Origin of the sequence: Ruegeria marina (assembly GCF_900101475.1) — a bacterium.
In the GTDB taxonomy this organism is placed as follows: domain Bacteria; phylum Pseudomonadota; class Alphaproteobacteria; order Rhodobacterales; family Rhodobacteraceae; genus Ruegeria_B; species Ruegeria_B marina.
In genome coordinates this window covers 1-18,492 of the sequence record NZ_FMZV01000035.1, presented here as the reverse complement: position 1 = coordinate 18,492, position 18,492 = coordinate 1, and the positions used below count along the sequence as shown (strand labels likewise).

Sequence of the window (18,492 nt, the reverse complement as noted above, 5' to 3'; positions counted from 1 at the left end):
ATCCCGCCAACCGGGGTCACCCCGGAACTGCCCGTCGGGGTCACCCCGCCGATCGGGACGATCCCGCCAACCGGGGTCACCCCGGAAGTGCCCGTTTCTCCAAGTAGACCAGTGATCGTCGCGCCCGTGGAACGCTCTGAAAAAGCTTCTCAAACTAGCGCAGCACGACCTGACGATCAGTGCACATCGCCTCCCAACGGCAAGCTGGACGAGAGGATATGTGACCCATTTGTAGCCCACCCGTCTTCGTACCTGGGCACGCCTCCGCTTACCACCGGGAGGGCACTCGAAGCCCCAAGAGAATGGAATATCTGGACCCAAGTTAGCTCTTTGGGCAGCCAAGATGACCGCGGTCGATTTTCAAGCGATTCAAACAGTTGGTTCTTGGGCGTTGGTGTCGACAAACTGGTGTCCACGAATGCAGTCGTCGGGATTCAGCTGGAACTGGATCGAAGCGAAATCACAGGGTTGAACGGCGCGTTTACGCGCGACTCGACAGGCTTCAGCATCGGGCCCTATTTCTCCACTCTGATCCACGAAAACTGGGCCTTGGGCGGATTGCTGAGTTTCGGACGGGTATCCACTGACTTTTCGTTAGCTGGCCTCGAAGGCGAATTCGATCAGAGCCGGTTCAGCGCAAGTCTAAGCTTGGATGGGCAATACCAGTGGGAAAATTTCCTCCTCCGCCCATCTTTGCAAGCAGTTTACAGCTACGTCGACGGAGCCCAATTTAATCTGGCTGGAAACGTCGGCAGTGTACCGGTGGTGATTCCGACTGATGTCCCGTCTTATTCTGTGCTTTCGATCGTGCCAAAAATCGAAATCAGCCGCCCCTTCATAAACGGCGGAACTATCTATGAACCCTTTGCAGAGTTTGGAGGAGTTTCCGCTCGAACCAACGGCAGCATTCCCATTACAGGGCACTCTGTTTACTCGGATGGTTCGTTCAACGGAACCATCAAGTTGGGCATCCGCGGTCGCAATTCGGATTCCCTGTTTTTCGAGTTCGAGCTCGGTTACCTGAGTGGGTTTGAAAGCAATCTTGATGTTTTCGAAGTGTCCGCCTTTCTTTCCTACAGTTTTTAGAAACTGTGCCTGGATGATCGGCACAGTTGGCCAGGGGAGGCCTTTTTTGTAGGATGCGGCATGGTGCTATCAAAGCAAATCCGCTTGAGGCGGGCAAGGCGGTTTTGTAGCGTTCGGTCATGACGAAATGATCGCCATTTCGCGATTTCAAGACCAGCCCCGAGATCATCCGCTTGGCGGTGATGCCGCCGAGAAGCAACTGGTTGATTCCTATTTACGAGACGGTGAGCAGCGTCAATTAACCTTACCAAGCATTGCGGCGCTGACCCGGATCTCCCTCCGCCCTTTGTTCAAATGTATCCGTCCTGTCAATCGGCTTCCAATCGTGACCCCCTATCGGCGTCCAATATTGACCCCCTGGAGGTGAGCTGGCCCGGCGCTGCGTAGTCCCCATGTAACGCAGCGGCGGCGGGCCAGCGGGGTTGCCGTTCGCGCTATGCTCTGTTTTTGAAGCGCCAGCTTTCGTTGCCGGTCTCGACGATTTCGCAATGGTGGGTGAGGCGGTCGAGGAGTGCGGTGGTCATCTTTGCGTCGCCGAAGACCGTCGGCCATTCGCCAAAGTCGAGGTTGGTTGTGACGATGATAGAAGTTCGTTCGTAGAGTTTGCTGATCAGGTGGAACAGGAGCTGGCCGCCGGTCTGGGCGAACGGGAGGTAGCCAAGTTCGTCCAGGATCAGGAAGTCGAGGCGGGAGATCAAATCGGCGGTTCTACCCTGGCGCTCGGCGCGCGCTTCGGCATCGAGCTTGTTGACGAGATCGACGACATTGAAGAACCGCCCGCGGCGGCCGTTCCGGATACAGGCGCGCGCGATGCTGACCGCGAGATGGGTCTTGCCGGTCCCCGTGCCGCCGATCAGCACGAGGTTGCGTTGATGATCCAGGAAGTCGCCGGTGGCGAGGTCGCGGATCAGGGTCTCGTTGACCTCGGCCGCTTCGAAGTCGAACTCGTCGACCTCCTTGGCCAGCGGCAGTTTGGCGATGGTCATCTGGTATTTGATCGAGCGCGCCTGCTTCTCACGGATCTCGGCGGTCAGCAAATCGCCGATGATCTGCTGCGGCTCGTGCTGTCGTTTGACCGCCGTGGTGATGATCTCGTCGTAGGCCGTCCTCATGCCGTAGAGCTTCAGCTGACCCATGGCGTCCAGCACCTGTGATCTTTCCATTCGTTGTTCTCCTCAGGCTGTCATAACGATCGCAATTGGCCGCAGGCTCGCGGCCCAGCTTCAGCGCCTCCGGCGTCGCGATCGTCAGGGGTGGCGGCGGTTCGCGGTGACGCGCCAGGATGTTCAGCACGACGCCGGCGGAGTGAACGTTGTGAGACAGTGCCTCCGCACAGGCGGCTTCGACTGCATCCAGGCCGTCGGTGAGCACGGCGCCGAGGATATCGACCACCTGGCGGTCGCCACCGGGCTGCCGTTCGAGCTTGCGCTGAACACGGCGCAGGGCTGGAGGCAGGTCCCACTCCTTGAACGGTGCCCCGTTGCGCAGGGCACCAGGTTTGCGCGCCAGAACCGGGATGTAGTGGAGCGGGTCGTATATCGTCTTGCCGCGGCCAAAGGCGCGATCATGGCGTCCCACGATCCGTCCATCCTGCCAGCATTCCAGACGGTCGGCATAGGCGCGGATCTCGACGGGCTGGCCAACCGCGCGGGCGTCGACCGAGTAACGGTTCTTGTCGAACCGCACGAGACAGGTTTTGGACACCGACGCGGGGACGGCATGGAATCCATCGAACGGGCCGACATAAGGCACCAGGTTCGGACGCTCCTCTTCGAATACCTCCCAGATCGTCTTGTCCGGGACGTCGGGATGTTTGTTCGCCTTGGCATAGGCAATGCATCGGTCCTCGAGCCAGGCATTCAGTTCGGCATACGATCTGAACTTCGGCAGCGGCACGAAGAACCGCCACCGGATCACGCCCACCTGGTTCTCGACCTGACCCTTCTCCCAGCCGGAGGCCGGGGTGCAGGCAACCGGATCGACCAGATAATGCCCGCACATCTGCTGGAACCGGCGATTGTAGGCGCGATCCTTGCCAACGAAGATCGTGTCCACCGCCGTCTTCATGTTGTCATAGATGCCCCGGGAGCAGGCCCCGCCGAAGAACGCGAAGGCCCTGTCGTGCGCGTCGAATACCATCTCCTGGGTCTCACGGGGATAGGCCCGCACGAACGGCATCCGGCTGTGGCAGAGACGGACATGGGCGACCTTGACCGTCGTGGTCACGCCGTCGAGGATCACGATCTCATGGCTCCAGTCGAACTGGTAGGCCTCGCCCGGATCGAAGCTCAACGGGACATAGGCGCTGGTCGACGCCTCCTGCGCCGCCTTCGACCAACTGGCCGCATATCGGCGCACGGCATCATAGCTGCCGTCATAGCCGCGGTTGCGCAGCTCCTCGTAGACCCGGATCAGTGTCAGGCGTTCCCGCTTCGGCCGTCGGGCATTCTCGGCCAGCATGTCGTCCAGTTCGGGCCGCCAGGGATCGATCTTCGGACGCGGCTGCGTCGTGCGGTCATAGGTGAACTCGGTCGCACCAGTTCTGATGACTTTCCGCACCGTGTTCCGCGACAACCGCAACTCGCGGCAGATCTGCTTGATCGACTTGCCCTCGACAAAATGCGCTCGCCTGATCTTCGCGATCGTCTCCACAACCAACATCCCCTGACTGCTCCCTCATGCTTTTGAGGAAGCTTCTGATCAGAATTATCAGGGGGGTCACTTTTGGACGCCGATCACCCCAAGATGGGGGTCAGTTTTGCATGCCGTTCCACATCTGACTGTTTGGGGCCGGGGTTCACTTTGATAACTTTTGATCCCGGCCTTGCTAAAACGGTGGCCGACAGCGACCTCGCCACTGTCGTTCTGCACCCTGGTTCAGAAGTCGCCGAAGTCCTCGCCGCAGGTCTCGGAAACGCGTATTTGGTCAGACCCGACGGGCATATCGCGTCGCGTTGGACGCGCCCGTCATCGGCCTTGGTATGCGAGGCGTTGAATAGATCTCTTGGGAAGGACCGGAAATGACACCTGGAGAAGTTGAAACCGTCTACGAGGCTCTTGCTTTGAACCTGGATGCGGTTGGTGCCACGCGGCGCGAACTCTTCCTCGCGAAACTGGCCCTCTTGTTATCGTACGACCTTGGAGACGCTGACCGTGTTTGCCTGCGCATCGAGGAGGCGGCGCGGAATATCGATCACTGATCAGGTTTATCAGACCCGCAAGCAAAGGACCCGAATTGTTGATTTCTGCTGAGAAGTAACCCGGTAAACAATCAGTGTGTTCCTATTGGACAATAACCCTGCCGTTTATGCCGCAGCAAGTCGACGCCACTCGGCCAGAGCGGCGGCCCGGTTGAGCCTGAATTTCTGTCGGCTGGCGAGGCTGCGCTCCTGAAGCAGATCCTCGACATTGCGCGATGACAGGGGAAATCTGACGTCCAGCATCACTGCCAGACGAATGATCTCTGGGCTGCTGTGGAAGTATTTGAACTGTTCACGTTTCGGCATGCTCAGAGGCCACGAGACCGCCCTGCCCCGCTCAACCGGGTTCCTTCTGCCACCGCCGCTCGGCGATGCCGGGCTGATGAAAGAGCTGAAGACCAAGCTCATGGAGCGGCTGCTGGGGGCCGATCAATAGACTGCGCGCTGAACTCTGTCTTCCTTTCAGGAAAGCAGAAATACCATCAGTGTTTGGCAAGGCATCCCGGACTTTTTTCCGTATCGCTGTTTTGTTAGTATTAACAGCAAGCGTGGATACCAGCGGGGGAATTTCACATGGCTGTGTTTATGGTCGAGCGTGATCTGAAGGGGATTACGATGGAACAGCTCGCGGCCGCGCAAAAGCGGGCCATCGAATGTTCCAGCGCGTTCGGTGAGGACGGGCGCGCAGTACGCTACATCCGTACGACTTTCGTTCCGGGCGAAGACCGGTCGATGTGCCTTTTCGAGGCCGAGAATGCCGCCGATGTCGAGGCGGTGAACAAGACCGCTCAAATCCCCTATGTGCGGGTGGTCGAAGCTCTGGACCTTACCCCCTGAAACGACCTTGCCCGAGAACGACAACCTAGCAAATTGCGCGTCTTGCGGAAGCGAACTGCCTCCGAATGCTCGGTTTTGCCCGGGATGCGGCGCACAGCAGAAGCCGCGATGCGCCAGTTGCGCCACGGAACTGCAACCGGGCGCCCGGTTCTGCCACGGCTGTGGAGCGCCCTCCGCAAGCGGTAAGGCCCGCCCGGCCCCGTCAGCGGCGATGCATGCCGAAGAGCCGGGCGCGGTTGGTTCCAGCAAGGAAGCACGCAAGCATGTCACGATCGTCTTTGCCGATATTGTCGGGTCGACGCGGCTGGTTGCCGGTCTTGACCCCGAAGATGCCCGGCATTTCCTGACCCGCTCGATCGAAGCGCTGACACCCGCCATCGAGGCCGCAGGTGGCGTTGTTGCCAAGATCATGGGAGACGGAATGTTCTGCGTTTTTGGCGCACCGCTTGCGTTGGAAGACCACGCATATCGAGCCTGTTACGCGGCGATGGATCTCCTGTCTCTTGCCGATCGCCTCGTCGCCCCAAATGGGAGTCCGGTGCAGTTAAGGGTTGGGCTGAGTTCGGGCACGGCGGTGGTCAACGTCACCGAAGGCAACGGCAGGGTCAACCTCGACGCTATGGGTGAAGTGGTCAACAATGCCGCGCATCTAGAAGCAGCAGCCGCGCCGGGAACTGTTTTGATCAGCGATGCCACTCGACACCTCGCCGGATACGCTATCGACGCGCGAAAGCTGGAAGAAAAAGGCGGCTTTCAGCTGATTTCGGTGGGGACCAACCCACAGGATATCTTGCTCGAAAATGCCTCTGTGCAATTGCCGTTCATCGGGCGGGAACGGGAAATGAACTTCTTCACTGCAGCCGTCGGTCAGTTGTCCGAAGGCGGCGGTGACATCATTTCCGTTCTTGGTGGTGCAGGTCTTGGAAAGACCAGGCTGCTTTTGGAGTTCAGCAGGCAACTGCAACCGACCAATATTCGAATTGTCCTAGCGTCAAGCCGGTCGCTCGATCAGTCCGACCCGAACGCCTTGCTGCGCCGACTGGTGTTGGCTTTACTGATGATCGACCCGAAAGATCAGTCAAAACTGGCACAGATAATCGCGGAACGGCTGGTCCAATTGGACGAAGGCCTTGCCGGGCACGTTGACGATGTGAACTGGCTGCTGCTGTCCGACAGCGAAGAAATGGACCCGCAAAAGGTCGAGCAACGACGCATATCGGCCCTGACCGCGTTAAAGCGAGTGCTCACGACACTGGCTGCACAGGGTCCTCTGATCATCGCCATCGACAACTTCCAGTGGTCGGACGCATCCAGCCGAAATTTTCTCAAAGCTGCGGTAGGTATGGTGGACACCGAACCCCTGCTGCTGATCCTGTTCGCGCGCGAAGATATGGCAGATTTCCGGCCGATCGTGCGTCAGGTCTTGCAGTTGAGGCCGTTGGACCGAGCGACCTCCGCCCAGCTTCTGTTGAAACAGCTTGCTGATACGGGCGTATCGAAATCGGTCGTCGAACGCGTTCTCGACCGGGCGGAAGGCAACCCGCGGTTCCTGACCGAGTTCGCCCGACACCTGGCCGAGCGCGGAGAGCCCGATGATGGCCGGGACACCGCGGACGAGATAATCGTCCCCGACAGTATCGCCGATCTCTTCGAAGAAAGGATCGATCGCCTGCCCGAGGGCGCGAGGCACCTGCTTCAGGTTGGCGCGGCATTCGAGCAGCCGGCATCTCTGGAAACTCTCTGCGCCCTGACCGACAAGTCGGAAGACGAAATGAAGAGCCTGCTTGCAGTGGTTATCGACAGCGGGATGGTGCGCGAGACCGGGTTTCTACCCAGAATACTCTATACCTTTGTCAATCCGGTAGTGGGCGAGGCAGCCTATCGATCCCTGCTGCACCCCAAGCGGCGGCGCCTGCATCAAAAGATCTATGCGTTTCTGGAAGCAGGCTATTACGGGCGGGGACGGCATTCGATGATGGGTAGGCAAGCCCTTCGAGCCGGTTTGTTCGAGCAGGCGGCCCAAGCCTATTTCGAAGCGGGCCGTCGGGCAGGTGCCCGACTGGCTTATGCCGAGAGCATCGACATGCTCTGCGAAGCTCTGCAAGCCGAGACACGCGTGCCAACTCGGACCGCCGAAATTGACCGCCTCGCGATCGACATTCGTCTCACTCTGCGCGAAGGGCTTTTCGCGAAGTCGCGATTTCAGGATATTGAGACCCGTCTGAACGAAGCCCAGGCGATCTGCGATCGGATTGGCGATGCAAAACGATCGCTCCTGGTGCGACGGCACCTCATCGGCAATGCAGTCGCGCAGGGTCAGCTTGCCGATGCCCTAACCCGTATCGACATCCTGATCACTGACAACAGATGTCTGGGTGAGCACCGCGAAGTTGCCGAGTTGCAATTCCTGCAGGCACAGATACTCGCAGTTCTCGGACGGTTCGAGGAAGCTTTCTTCTCCGCCCGTACGGTGATGGAGGCGTTCCAGACCCAGGCCGGATCGCCACACGAACTGTCTCCTGTCACTTATGCGCTGGCGCGCATGTGGCTGATCTGGTGTGCAGCCGAGTTGGGGCGGTTCGAAGAAGTGAAATTTGAGGTGCTCGATTGCCAGAACGATCTGGCGCATGATCGCCCGCCGTTTTTCCGGATCCTTTCAGGTATTGCCACCGGGTTGTTCTGGCTGCGGTTCGGCCACACCGAACTGGCCGCCGAGACGCTGCAATCGGTCTTGTCGCTGACGAAAGAAGATGAGAACCACGCCTGGTTCCATTCCGTTGCCTCCCCGCTTGGTCTCGCATTGATCCGGATGAACCGCGCGGAGGAGGCGTTGCCACTTTTACAGCAGGCAGTGGCGATGGAATCCAGCGGAGGCGGTAGCCGAGGAACGCAGGCCGTTCACCTTGCCGCTTGTTGGGCTGCATTGGGCGACACTCGAAAAGGCGAAGACCAGGCTCGTGTCGCTGTCGCCCGAGCCCGCCAGAATGGAAACCAAGGCGTGTTGGCATACGCACTCCATACGCTTGGCGCGGTACTGAATCAAACCGGGCAACACAAGGCAGCCCAAGCCTGCCTGAGTGAAGCCCTCGACATCGCCGAAAATTGCAAGATGCGTCCGCTCACCGAACAGATTTCCAAGGATATGGCGGGTGGCAGTTCGTAAGCGTCCGGCCTGACGTCGTTCCACGAGGTGATAAAGGCGGGTATGAGTTCGCCATCCCGACGTATAAGGCAGACCGTTATCTCTTCTTGGGACACATCCTGCGCGGCACACACTCCTGTTGTATTGCCAAGGTCGCCACATCCAAATCCTGTTTGGAAGGGTAGCCCTGGAGACAAGGCAGGATGAGCCTCTGGGAAGACCTCCGGGGCTATTTGGTGGACAAAGTCCACGGGGAAGTAAGGGGGTCAGTGGAACCGGTCGACACGGCGTTGCATCTTGGCACACTGCTGAAATGCACGCACCAATGTGTCAAAGATGTTGGCGGGTTTTGTCGATGAAATGGTCATGAGAGCCTCCACTGTATGACACCACGTTAACGTGAGGCGTGGCAGATCTCTGTAATCTGCGTCACGAAAAGCTACGAACGCCGGTCGAAGGCTGTTCTTCGACCTAAACTGCACGAACGGCAGAAACAGCTATGGCTGGCATCGGAACATGGTATTCCCCGTCGACTAGGAAGTCCTGCAACTGAGTTTCCCAGGTGGTGTAGATTTCCTTCACGATATCTTCAGGCTGCTTGTCCAGAATGACCGCTGCCCTTGCGGCGAAAACCCTGAAGTGTTCGGCGAATTTGCCCTTGGGTGCCTTGAAGACGAGCGGTAGCCGGACACTCGACACCCCGCGGAAGCCCGCCGGCTCGAGGGCCTCTCGCATGGAGTCTTCGGTAGAAAGCGCGAAAGGAGGCGGGGACGGTGGTACGACCGACATGTCTGCAAGCCGCTGCATCGTGCCAAAGACGATCCGGAAAAGCGGCGACTCAGGAGGACCGATCCAATGGCTGAGTGCAACTCGACCTCCAGGTTTCAGAACGCGTGCAATCTCGTTGAACATGGCCTCGGGGCTGCCCACATGCATGACCCCGAAGGAGCAAATCACGGCATCGTACGTGCCATCGCGTTTCGGGATCGCTTCAGCATCGCCCGTTTCAAAGCTCACGGATGGGAAAGCGCTCCGAGCTGCCTCGACCATCGCTGCGGAGACATCGATCCCGTCAGATTGGGCGCCAAGCGCACTTGCTGCGCCGGCAGCCCGCCCAGTGCCGCAGCAAAGGTCGAGAATGCGCTTACTAGGGGCCGTTTCGGCCATTGCTAGAAGCGTGGGAATTGCAGCCGTTGTCACCTGCCCCGTGAAGTCGTTGTAAGCAGCTGCGCGCGCGTCCCAGCCCGCTTTTTCGGCGAATTTGAATACTTCATAGGTCATGATTTTCCTCGCATAGTTTCTTGGGTTACTCCAAACTGATGCAGGAAGATCGATCGCGTCAGGGTCGAACTGGCCAGAAGAGGGCCAATTCGGCCACCGGTCCAACAGAGGAGGTCCCGTGAATTGATGACCAGGGATTTCACCGCTGATCCTTTGCGGATCGACGTTCTGGCTGCCGAGAGTTGCAGGGGCGCCATTCTCTACGGCCTCTACGACCTGCTGACTTCGGTGGGTTCGGCGTGGTCGTATCTGACCGAAGGTACGCCCACCCCGCCCATGACACGCGTGAGGATTGTTGCGCGCACGAAAGAGCCATTCCGCTGTATCAGCGGCGTACCGGTGATGCCCGATGCGACTCTAGAGGAGGCGAATGACGCCGAGATCATCTGTCTACCCAACTTCAGGATCGGCATGCTGACCCCTCCGAAGGAAGTTTTGGGTTCGGAAATAGCCTGGGTCGTCGAGCGCCACGCGGCCGGTGCCCGTCTTGCAACAGCTTGCTCTGGCTCGGCGCTTTTGGCGGACGCCGGGCTGCTCGACGGTGAAGAGGCAACGGCGCATTGGTCGATGGCAGAAGTCTTTGAGAAGCGGTACCCACAGGTGGCTTTTTGTCCGGACCGTACGTTGACCTTCGCAGGCGAAGGTGCCTCGATCGTCATGTCGGGCGGGATGGCGTCCTGGCAGGATCTCGCGCTCTACCTGATCGCGCGATACATCGGACCTGAACACGCTGCGAAATCTGCTCGTTTCTATTGCGTGGATCCAAAGCCCGACGGCCAGCGGCATTATGCAGCCCCCATGAGACGCTTGCAGAGTGAGGACGCCGTCATTCAGGAGTGCCAGGCTTGGCTTGCCAACGCCTACAGCGAAGGCGACGCAGTGGGGCGCATGATCTCCCGCTGTGGCCTTCCGCGGCGCACATTCGACCGACGCTTCCGCGCCGCGACCGGATATAGTCCAAAAGACTATGTGCAGTCGCTCCGGATCGAAGAGGCCAAGCAGTTTCTTGAGATGGACGTTAAGAACGTTGATGCGATTTCGGAAGCCGTCGGGTATTCGGACCCGCGTGCATTCCGCCGGTTATTCAAGAAGATGACGGGGCTTAGTCCAGCCGAGTACCGACGGCGCTTTTCCAGCAGGGGCTTCCTATCAGCTCGTTGAGGCTGATCTTTGCAGCTTTGGGCTTGGACTCCGAACTGCCGATAGGTTCCAGCGGACCCGATTGGCCGGTCTGGCGCAATTAGAAACATACCCCGTGTGGAGTGCTGGTCTCAAATTGCCGAACGCTGCCTGCGATTGCAGACATACGCGTGCCGGTGCGGTTTTTCTGTTTTGGTGTTGATGTGGCGTTGATGTAAACTGGAACGCAAATAACCCGACGGCTTAAGGCGGGCTCTAAACATTTGATCTTGTGTGGAAATTTTGGTTGCGGGAGGGCGCAACCGCCGTTCCAGAACCGAATTGCGGTGCCTAGTTTGACAATTTCGGCCCAAAGGAGCCGCTCGCTTGGTCCCGCGATGCGGCAGTGCCGCTTCCGCATTGCCGTCGTTCGTGTCCCGCGCAGCATTTCCCGAACATCAATGACTGAAACGCGGACAAACCAGCCACTCGTATTGAAACGATCTTGTCGGTGGCGGCTGCCTGAAGAGAACGACACTGTTATCACCGACCCGGCCGCGGATTTCATTTAAGGCAACCTGGATCGAAACTCCGATGGTGTCATCCCGGTTTGGGACTTGAAGAAGCGCGTGAAATGGGCCTTGTCTGTATAGCCCAGTTTTGCACCAATTTCGCCAGCGGTCTTGTCGCTATTGCGTAAGAGGTCTTCGGCAAGGTCGGTTCTCAGGCGCTTGATCTCGCGTGGCAGGGTCGTGCCATGATGCTTCAGAGCATTGAGTAAACGGTTGCTCTGAATACCCAGAAAACCCGCAATGGCATCCGGACCCAGATCCGGCTCATCCAGCTTGTCCCTCAGGATGGACCGCAAGGCCGCAACGATCGTTACCTCATCGTCAAGGGCCAGCCGTTTCGGCGGCGTGTTATCAGGCATCTTCGACACGTCTCGAAACAGCCAATCGACCGGAAAATTCAGCTGCATGCCAGGGTCGGGCATGAACCGGGTTTGGACGCCGGCATAGCGTGGCGGCAGGCCAGCAATATAGCGGGTTTCCCATACAACCTCTCCGGGGTTCCAAGCGTTGCCGGCCACAGATTGCAAAAGCCGTACATATACCGCCGCTCCGAAACCAGTGACTTGGACAGGAGCGACCGCGGGTTCCTGAAGTCGCGAGATGCGGTAGATCGCTCGCTCTGCCTCCACGATCAAGCTATGTCGCACAGAACTCGACTCTTGTGGGACAAGGCGTACAAAACTGGCCATGAACTCGAACAGGGTAGTCGCTGATTGCAGGGACGTCGCGAAAGGAGGCCAGGCTTGCAGGTCGAACGCTTCGCCCACGCGAAGGCCGAGATACCTGTCGCCAGCCAGATCCGAAAACCCGTTCAAGAGCCCGAAGACAAGCTCGGAATGGACGTAGACGCCCGTGTCATTGATTTGATCGGCACTTAATCCAACCGTGTCCAGCGCCGGACGCGGGTCGATACCGCGCTCTTTAAGGTAGTTCAGAAAGGGAGCCACCAGCGCGAGGCGAATGAAGCCTTCCCGGTGGAATTCGTGGTCGGTCTGAAGTGGCATTGGCGTCTCCTAAGCTAAGCCTAGCATGCGTGGCGCAAAGAGTGTTGCCACTTTTGGGGTTAAGAATCGACTTTTCAGAATCGAAACTGGCAACCGGCTTGAACGCTTTCTCGTCTATCCTCTTTGGAATTCGCCACAAGGGAGGCCAGAGTCATGCCCAGTTCAATCAAATCTGTTTTGCTCGCGACCGTTTTCGCTTTTTCCCCTGTTGCCGTCGCGCATGCGCAGGAGGGACCACCGCCGATCCTGTTTACCAATGTGGATGTCTTCGACGGGTTCGGTCCGGACCTGATCGAGGATGCCAACGTGCTCGTCGAGGGTAACGTCATCACGCAGGTCTCGACCGATCCGATCGAGGTCGAGGGCGCGTTCGTGGTCGATGGCACTGGCAAGACTATGACGCCGGGCTTCATCGACATGCACCAGCACGTGATGCTGAACATGCCCGAAGGCACAGGCTCTTTCATTGCCAGATGGGACGAAGCTGCAAGTGGCGCCTTTGCGATGCACCATCTCAATCGGAACATGCTCATGAAGGGCATCACCACGATACGGGACATTGCCGGCGATCCGCTGGATGTCGCTAAGGCGATCGACATGGGCCTGTTGCCGGGGCCGCGGATCTATTCATCCGGTGGTGCAATCGGTCAGACTGGCGGTCACAGTGACTGGGCGGCACGTAACTACCCCGCTCGTCTTCTGGAAGAGAATCAGGATGTTGGGCAGGCGACGCAGATGACTTGGGTCGTGGATGGCGTTGACGACGTGACCCGCGCGGCAAGGTTCAATTTCCGCCGTGGGGCCGCGTTCCTGAAGGTCATGGGGGGTGGCGGTGTGGCTAGCGAATTCGACCCGCTGGAGATCCTCGGTCTCGCCGAAGATGAGGTGGCGCGTGCCAACGAGATTGCGAAGGACAACGGAACCTACGTGGCGGTGCATGCCTATTCCGACGAAAGCTACGACCGCCATCTGCGCCTCGGTACAAGATCATTCGAGCATGGTTTCCTGATTTCAGAAGACATGGTGAAGCGCATGGTCGCCAGGTACAATGAGAGCCAGGACATCGTCTGGAGCTTCCAGTGTTACATGAGTGTAAATTCCTTCGGAAGCTATGAGACGATGCCGGCGTTCTTTACCCATGAGCAAAAGCTCAAAGGTGTCGCTGCCGGTGAAGGTGTTCGCCGTATGTCAAAATGGATGAACGAGTACGGTATGTTCATCGTGGGAGGGTCGGATATGTTCAGTCCCGGCCTAGTCGAGAAGATCAAGGAAGACATCGTCTGCCCCACGTCTGTCGGATATACACCCGCACAGGCTCTGAAGCATTACACGGGCAATGCTGGGATCGTTCTGACTTGGTCGGGGCCGAAGAACCCCTATCCCACCTACAAGCTCGGCCAGATCGCGCCTGACAGCTATGCCGATATTCTGATCTGGGATGGCAACCCGCTGGAGGATATCAACCTGATCCTCGACGAAGACAAGCTGCAACTCGTAATGAAGGATGGCCGCGCCTACAAGAACACCATGGTCGAAAGCGACAGCATCATGTACCGGCCAGCGGTTCGTGAGCCGAAAACTTATCCATGATTGCCTGATCTGGATATTGCGGGGCGGCTTTATTTACCTCGGGCCACCCCGCTACACGACAACCTGTGAAAAGACTGGGAGATCGACGTGCGCGCAACGCTCTTGGCGCTACTGGCGTTTATTCCTGCATATGCAGCCACTGCTCAAACACCGATTACCTGGACCGACCTGATCGACCCAATCGCACAGGTCTATGAAGACCCTTTTCGTGAATTGGGCTACGAACAACTCGAGAAACTGCGTATCATCGCAAAAGCTCAGCAGCGGCTTGAAGATGACGTTTCTGCGACCAAGACCCGCGATGAGATCGAAGCTCGGCTGAATGCAGCCGAGGCTTCACTGGCTGAACAGGGCATCGACGCACATAACCTTCTTTCGCAACGTTGGGCAGTGGCGGAACGACGCAAACGAGCCGCGGTTTCCGGAAATGCTGCACTCAACGGCAAGTTGGTCGTGCTGACGGGGTACGCCATTCCTGCACCGCCGACGGATGACGGCACGCCGGTGGCGTATCTGGTCCCTGAACGCGGGATGTGCAGCCACACGCCACCCCCCAAACCCAATCAAATGGTGCGGGTAATGATCAAGGGAGATTGGCAACCGACGACTATGCACGAACCGGTGCAACTTACCGGACGCCTGAGCCTGTCCGACACGACTCATGACATTCAGGTCGTCGACGGCCTGGTACCGATGCGCGCCGCTTATGAGATGGAGGCGACAGGGGCTTTGACGACGCAGGATATGCAGGACACCGCCGGCTCCCGGCAAGAAAATACGTGGGCGGCGGCCATTGTGGAACGCCTGCACGTTTCAGGACAGCTTCCTCAGAAGGAGATTGGAGAAACGAACTGATGCGTTGCGGACGTGCTGGGCGCATCGTTTCGGGAATGTCCCACGCCTCCTCTGCAATGTCATGGAATAACCGCGCAATCTCCAAGGAGGCGTTGATCCAATGCTGACAAGACGTCTTTTCCTGTCCTCCGCAGCTGCCGCAGGCATGTCTGTGGCCCCGCTTTCCCAAGCGATGGGACAACAAGCCAACCAGACGATATCGCGCATTGCCTTTGGCTCATGCGCCAAACAGTGGGAGCCACAACCGATCTGGAACACAATCGCGCGTCGTGAACCGGACCTCTTCCTCTCACTGGGAGACGCGATTTATGGGGACTGGCACGGAGATGAGGTCTTCACAGCGACGGAAGAAAGTCTCCGTGCAGATTGGGAGCAATTGGCAGCGATCCCGGAATTCGCGGCATTTCGCGAACAGTTCAAGATTCTTGCCACATGGGATAATCACGATTTTGGCAAGCATGACGGCGGCGCCGAGTTCGAACTGAAGGAACAATCGAAGAAGCTTTTCCTCGATTTCTTGGGCGAGCCGCAGAACACGGAAAGACGCAACAGGCCCGGGATTTACGACGCGATGATTTACGGCCCTGAGGGTCGCCGCGTCCAGATCATTCTGCTCGACTGCCGGACGTTCAAATCGCCCTATACCTCTGATCAGCGCAGCGTGGAGGAAAAGGCTGCCCTGAATATCCGCGGCCAGTATCTGCCTTCAACCGATACCAACGCGACCCTGCTTGGTGCGACGCAATGGCAATGGCTGGAAGAACAATTGCAGGAACCCGCCGAGCTCCGATTGATCGCATCCGGCACCCAGATCGTGGCCGACGAAAAGGCGATGGAGGAATGGGGAAATTTTCCCGCTGAGCGTCGGAAACTGTTCGACCTGATCGGAAAAACAGGTGCGGAAGGCGTGATCCTCCTGTCGGGCAATGTGCATTTCAGCGAGGTGTCGAGGACGGATGAAGGTCCTTATCCACTGACCGACTTCACCTCCAGCGGCTTGACACATTCGACACCGGCCTATGCCGAGCTGAAAAACTCGAGACGGGTGGCCGGTCCATTCACGGGGTTCAATTTCGGAGAGATAAATATCCGGTGGGAAGACACTGAAGGGACGATTGTCGAATTAACCTGTCTCGATTCTGAAGGATCAGTCCAGTTCGAACACATAGTGCAACTCTCAGCGCTGAAAGTGACCTAAAACGCCATAGGTCGGAGGAAACACGTTTGAAAGCCATTCGCATCACGGCGTTTATCGCGGCGGCACTCGCGCCAGTAACCGTTTTGGCACAAGGCCTCGCGGGCCCGTCCTCTGCCGCCGCCGAACTGAAACCTAGCGACGGGTTGTCGGACCCGCAACCGCGTTCCGACTTCCCGCGAAACGTCGCGCCGGGCTGGTTTGTCTGGAAGGACGGACTGGCTGAGAACGGGTTCCGCTTCAGCCTTGATTACCTGTCATTGTGGCAAGGCTCGTCCTCAGATCTCGGCGCGGGCGAGGCGGGGGGCGGGATCGCGCGGTTCTATGGCAGCTGGCAAGCGACCGAGCATGGGTCGCTGACCTTCAAGTTGGAAAACCGCCATGCCTACGGCGCCATAGCGCCGCAACCTCTGGGACTGGACGGAGGTGCCCTCTCTATCACCGGTACCGCGTTCAATGATAACGGTACGATGCTGACCAACCTGTTCTGGACCCAGCGCGCGGCCGACAGTAGCTGGACACTACAAATCGGTCAGATCGACGTGACCGACTTCGTAGACGTTTACGGTCTCGTAAGTCCCTACAGCGCATTCCAGAACCTTGCGTTCAACACCAACCCGACAATCAACGCCCCTAATCCCGGTCTTGGCATCGCCGGTGGCATTAAGCTGGGATCGAATTTCTACGCAGTCGCCAGCGTGGCGGATGCCAACGCAGATCCGACATCGCCAGATTTCGATGTGTTCTCACATGGTAACCTCTTCAAGAGCCTCGAGATCGGCTACACCTCCGGGTTTGACCGGCTATATTTCGACAATGTCCACCTGACGCTCTGGCACGCGGACGCAGCCGAAGACGGCAGCCGGGCCGAGGACTATGGCGCCGCGTTTTCTGCCGCGTGGTTTATCGACAACCGGTGGATGCCGTTTTTTCGGGCCGGGATATCCAAGGGTACGGCGGCGCTATACGAAAAGTCTGTTTCCGCCGGGATTGGTTATTTTGGCCGCAACACTGATCTGGCCGGTCTGGGTGTAAACTGGGCCGAGGCGAATGGCATTCCCGGCAGCCAGACAACGCTGGAAGCATTCTATCGCTTCTCGATTTCCCCTAGCCTCCAGATCACACCGTCGATCCAGTTCATCAACAATCCGCTGCTCAATCCCGGACGGTCTAGCATCACGATCGTTGGTCTGCGTGCTAGGGTTGTCTTCTAGTCCTGGATACGACTTTTGGGATGACCATTTCGTTGGGCGAGGAGCGCCCGCTTCCGGCTCGAAGCGGCCCAATGCGACCGCGGCACGCACCTTGGCTCAGATCGCAAGAAACCGGCCATTCGCCACAAACGCCAAGCCATTGATCTTTCGCCTTGCTCCTCGCACCCGAGTCATTCGCGCTTCGGCAGGCGACGTTCATGTCAAACGCCGCGAATACGGACTCAGAGCCCAAAGGAGCCAGTCGACAAACGTTTATGTCACTGTCGCGATCGGGTAGCGTTGGATTTAAAGGATAACTCTGTCAAAGGATTCCACTGGACATGAGCGATGGGCGAACAGGCCGCTGTCTTTGCGGGAAGTTGGAGTACAACACAGGGGGTGAACCTTTGTGGGTTACCATTTGTTACTGTCGGTTCTGCCAGCGCGCCACAGGCTCAGATAGGATGATCGAGCCGATATTCGAACGCGACCCCTTCAGGTTTACTCATGGAAACCCGTCTGTTTACACGCTTCCTTCAGATGGAAGCGGTAAAGACATAAATGTCCATTTCTGCTCCGAGTGTGGGACAAAGTTGGCTTTGACTTTTGAGCGATGGCCGGACCGTCTGGGAATTTATGTTGGCACGCTCGACAAACCTACATCCATTTCGGTGACGCCCGAAAACAGCAAGCACATATTTCTGTCCGAAGCGCGACCCGGAACCATTGTGCCGCCAGGCTTTCTTTTCTACGAACGACATGCAGCGGAGAACGACGGGACCCCGATCGAACCGAACGTGCGGAAAGAACCCTACGTGGTTGAGGGTTGAGTCAGGGCACCTTTGGATTTCTCGGGGCTGCTCTGTCCGCGTGGCGGTCATCCGACAAAATTTATCGGATAACCGCATCCGTAGCTGTTTCAGCTTGGCGGCGCGTAAGATCCTTTGACCTTTTTGTAGGTGTCTCTCGCCTTGTGCATTTCATCGTTACTGTACATCGGGATCGTCTTGAAGCTTTCGATTGCACCACCCATCGTTGCCACCAGTACGGTTCCAATGTACTCAGAAACGCTCGGCATGTCGGCTATCAGAGCGACATGGTGCTCCTGTCCGATCAAACCATAGAATCCGATAAGTTTTCCCCCAGCGGCTTCGCAAACGGTTCGGGCCACCTCCTGGCGATCAGTGTCTCCTTCGACGATCGATTGAACCGCAGTAGGCGTATATTTCATCATGAACATGTAAATAGCCATTTCGTACCTTCCTTGGGATTGTGTGCCCACGACTTTCGTAGGCTTCCATTGCTGGAAGGTCTCTTGCCATTGGTCTGCTTAGCACAAAGGGCGACGAAAAGCACGTTACCATGAAAACCGGACTGCCCAGATCGAGCGATATCGTCGAATGGCCGAATTGTCCGCA

General features: G+C 58.0%; 15 protein-coding genes and 3 pseudogenes. 12 read left to right on the top strand and 6 right to left on the bottom strand.

Going from position 1 to position 18,492, the window contains the following annotated elements; all coding sequences use genetic code 11:
• Positions 1 to 1,086, top strand: a 1,086-nt coding sequence (locus BLT75_RS23560; protein ID WP_218129040.1) for an autotransporter outer membrane beta-barrel domain-containing protein, incomplete at its 5' end; no start/stop codon positions are given.
• A 434-nt stretch (positions 1,087 to 1,520) separates the two neighbouring features.
• Here the strand turns inward: BLT75_RS23560 and istB are convergent.
• Complete coding sequence (istB, locus tag BLT75_RS23555) at positions 1,521 to 2,249, bottom strand: IS21-like element helper ATPase IstB (RefSeq protein WP_093038110.1); 729 nt, start codon at positions 2,247 to 2,249, stop codon at positions 1,521 to 1,523.
• A 7-nt stretch (positions 2,250 to 2,256) separates the two neighbouring features.
• Positions 2,257 to 3,747, bottom strand: a pseudogene (gene istA, locus BLT75_RS23550) (IS21 family transposase); the annotation flags it as partial.
• 359 nt (positions 3,748 to 4,106) lie between these two features.
• Here istA and BLT75_RS23545 point away from each other — a divergent pair.
• Complete coding sequence (locus tag BLT75_RS23545) at positions 4,107 to 4,286, top strand: hypothetical protein (protein WP_093037800.1); 180 nt, start codon at positions 4,107 to 4,109, stop codon at positions 4,284 to 4,286.
• 177 nt (positions 4,287 to 4,463) lie between these two features.
• Here BLT75_RS23545 and BLT75_RS23540 read toward each other — a convergent pair.
• A pseudogene (locus tag BLT75_RS23540) lies at positions 4,464 to 4,592 on the bottom strand (IS6 family transposase); the annotation flags it as partial.
• On the opposite strand from BLT75_RS23540, the gene BLT75_RS25160 reads away from it, so the two are divergent.
• The 4 genes and pseudogenes from BLT75_RS25160 (at position 4,591) to BLT75_RS23530 (ending at position 8,286) form a co-directional block, all read left to right on the top strand.
• A complete protein-coding gene (locus BLT75_RS25160; protein ID WP_281243206.1) occupies positions 4,591 to 4,722 on the top strand; it encodes a hypothetical protein in 132 nt (43 codons plus the stop codon). The pseudogene BLT75_RS23540 and the gene BLT75_RS25160 overlap by 2 nt on opposite strands.
• Positions 4,723 to 4,859: 137 nt before the next feature.
• Positions 4,860 to 5,123, top strand: a complete 264-nt coding sequence (locus tag BLT75_RS23535; RefSeq protein ID WP_093038107.1) for a DUF4242 domain-containing protein — start codon at positions 4,860 to 4,862, stop codon at positions 5,121 to 5,123.
• Positions 5,086 to 5,277 (top strand): annotated as a pseudogene (locus tag BLT75_RS25345) (zinc-ribbon domain-containing protein); the annotation flags it as partial. The gene BLT75_RS23535 and the pseudogene BLT75_RS25345, both read left to right, overlap by 38 nt.
• 57 nt (positions 5,278 to 5,334) lie before the next feature.
• Positions 5,335 to 8,286, top strand: coding sequence for an ATP-binding protein (locus tag BLT75_RS23530; RefSeq protein WP_245706642.1), 2,952 nt, complete (start codon positions 5,335 to 5,337; stop codon positions 8,284 to 8,286).
• A gap of 450 nt (positions 8,287 to 8,736) precedes the next feature.
• Here BLT75_RS23530 and BLT75_RS23525 read toward each other — a convergent pair whose 3' ends face one another.
• Positions 8,737 to 9,546: a class I SAM-dependent methyltransferase gene (locus tag BLT75_RS23525; RefSeq protein ID WP_093038100.1), complete on the bottom strand. Its 810-nt coding sequence runs from the start codon at positions 9,544 to 9,546 to the stop codon at positions 8,737 to 8,739.
• 126 nt (positions 9,547 to 9,672) lie between these two features.
• Between BLT75_RS23525 and BLT75_RS23520 the strand changes: the two genes are divergently transcribed.
• Positions 9,673 to 10,707: a GlxA family transcriptional regulator gene (locus tag BLT75_RS23520; protein ID WP_093038096.1), complete on the top strand. Its 1,035-nt coding sequence runs from the start codon at positions 9,673 to 9,675 to the stop codon at positions 10,705 to 10,707.
• 526 nt (positions 10,708 to 11,233) lie between these two features.
• On the opposite strand, the gene BLT75_RS23515 is transcribed toward BLT75_RS23520, so the two are convergent.
• Positions 11,234 to 12,241 carry an AraC family transcriptional regulator gene (locus tag BLT75_RS23515; protein ID WP_093038093.1) on the bottom strand — a complete coding sequence of 336 codons (1,008 nt, stop codon included), beginning with the start codon at positions 12,239 to 12,241 and terminating at the stop codon, positions 11,234 to 11,236.
• 153 nt (positions 12,242 to 12,394) lie between these two features.
• Here BLT75_RS23515 and BLT75_RS23510 point away from each other — a divergent pair, with 153 nt between their 5' ends.
• The 5 genes from BLT75_RS23510 to BLT75_RS23490 all read left to right on the top strand — a co-directional run bounded on the left by BLT75_RS23510 (position 12,395) and on the right by BLT75_RS23490 (position 17,904).
• A complete protein-coding gene (locus BLT75_RS23510) occupies positions 12,395 to 13,831 on the top strand; it encodes an amidohydrolase family protein (RefSeq protein WP_093038090.1) in 1,437 nt (478 codons plus the stop codon).
• A gap of 87 nt (positions 13,832 to 13,918) precedes the next feature.
• Positions 13,919 to 14,686: a DUF3299 domain-containing protein gene (locus BLT75_RS23505; protein WP_176828246.1), complete on the top strand. Its 768-nt coding sequence runs from the start codon at positions 13,919 to 13,921 to the stop codon at positions 14,684 to 14,686.
• Positions 14,687 to 14,786: 100 nt separating this feature from the next.
• On the top strand, positions 14,787 to 15,884 hold the full coding sequence (locus BLT75_RS23500; RefSeq protein WP_093038082.1) for an alkaline phosphatase D family protein: 1,098 nt from the start codon (positions 14,787 to 14,789) through the stop codon (positions 15,882 to 15,884).
• A 26-nt stretch (positions 15,885 to 15,910) separates the two neighbouring features.
• Positions 15,911 to 17,095 carry a carbohydrate porin gene (locus BLT75_RS23495; RefSeq protein WP_093038078.1) on the top strand — a complete coding sequence of 395 codons (1,185 nt, stop codon included), beginning with the start codon at positions 15,911 to 15,913 and terminating at the stop codon, positions 17,093 to 17,095.
• Between the two features lie 320 nt (positions 17,096 to 17,415).
• Positions 17,416 to 17,904 carry a GFA family protein gene (locus tag BLT75_RS23490; protein ID WP_093038075.1) on the top strand — a complete coding sequence of 163 codons (489 nt, stop codon included), beginning with the start codon at positions 17,416 to 17,418 and terminating at the stop codon, positions 17,902 to 17,904.
• A gap of 89 nt (positions 17,905 to 17,993) precedes the next feature.
• Here BLT75_RS23490 and BLT75_RS23485 read toward each other — a convergent pair whose 3' ends face one another.
• A complete protein-coding gene (locus BLT75_RS23485; RefSeq protein WP_143028663.1) occupies positions 17,994 to 18,326 on the bottom strand; it encodes a GYD domain-containing protein in 333 nt (110 codons plus the stop codon).
• Between the last annotated feature and the right edge of the window lie 166 nt (positions 18,327 to 18,492).

What these genes read in the sequence shown, in the direction of transcription:
- BLT75_RS23535 (WP_093038107.1), top strand. Translation starts at nt 4,860, where the DNA reads ATGGCTGTGTTTATGGTCGAGCGTGATCTGAAGGGGATTACGATGGAA.
- BLT75_RS23520 (WP_093038096.1), top strand. Translation starts at nt 9,673, where the DNA reads ATGACCAGGGATTTCACCGCTGATCCTTTGCGGATCGACGTTCTGGCT.
- BLT75_RS25160 (WP_281243206.1), top strand. Translation starts at nt 4,591, where the DNA reads ATGCTCAGAGGCCACGAGACCGCCCTGCCCCGCTCAACCGGGTTCCTT.
- BLT75_RS23525 (WP_093038100.1), bottom strand. Translation starts at nt 9,546, where the DNA reads ATGACCTATGAAGTATTCAAATTCGCCGAAAAAGCGGGCTGGGACGCG.
- BLT75_RS23515 (WP_093038093.1), bottom strand. Translation starts at nt 12,241, where the DNA reads ATGCCACTTCAGACCGACCACGAATTCCACCGGGAAGGCTTCATTCGC.
- BLT75_RS23530 (WP_245706642.1), top strand. Translation starts at nt 5,335, where the DNA reads ATGCATGCCGAAGAGCCGGGCGCGGTTGGTTCCAGCAAGGAAGCACGC.
- BLT75_RS23545 (WP_093037800.1), top strand. Translation starts at nt 4,107, where the DNA reads ATGACACCTGGAGAAGTTGAAACCGTCTACGAGGCTCTTGCTTTGAAC.
- BLT75_RS23500 (WP_093038082.1), top strand. Translation starts at nt 14,787, where the DNA reads ATGCTGACAAGACGTCTTTTCCTGTCCTCCGCAGCTGCCGCAGGCATG.
- istB (WP_093038110.1), bottom strand. Translation starts at nt 2,249, where the DNA reads ATGGAAAGATCACAGGTGCTGGACGCCATGGGTCAGCTGAAGCTCTAC.
- BLT75_RS23510 (WP_093038090.1), top strand. Translation starts at nt 12,395, where the DNA reads ATGCCCAGTTCAATCAAATCTGTTTTGCTCGCGACCGTTTTCGCTTTT.
- BLT75_RS23485 (WP_143028663.1), bottom strand. Translation starts at nt 18,326, where the DNA reads ATGGCTATTTACATGTTCATGATGAAATATACGCCTACTGCGGTTCAA.
- BLT75_RS23490 (WP_093038075.1), top strand. Translation starts at nt 17,416, where the DNA reads ATGAGCGATGGGCGAACAGGCCGCTGTCTTTGCGGGAAGTTGGAGTAC.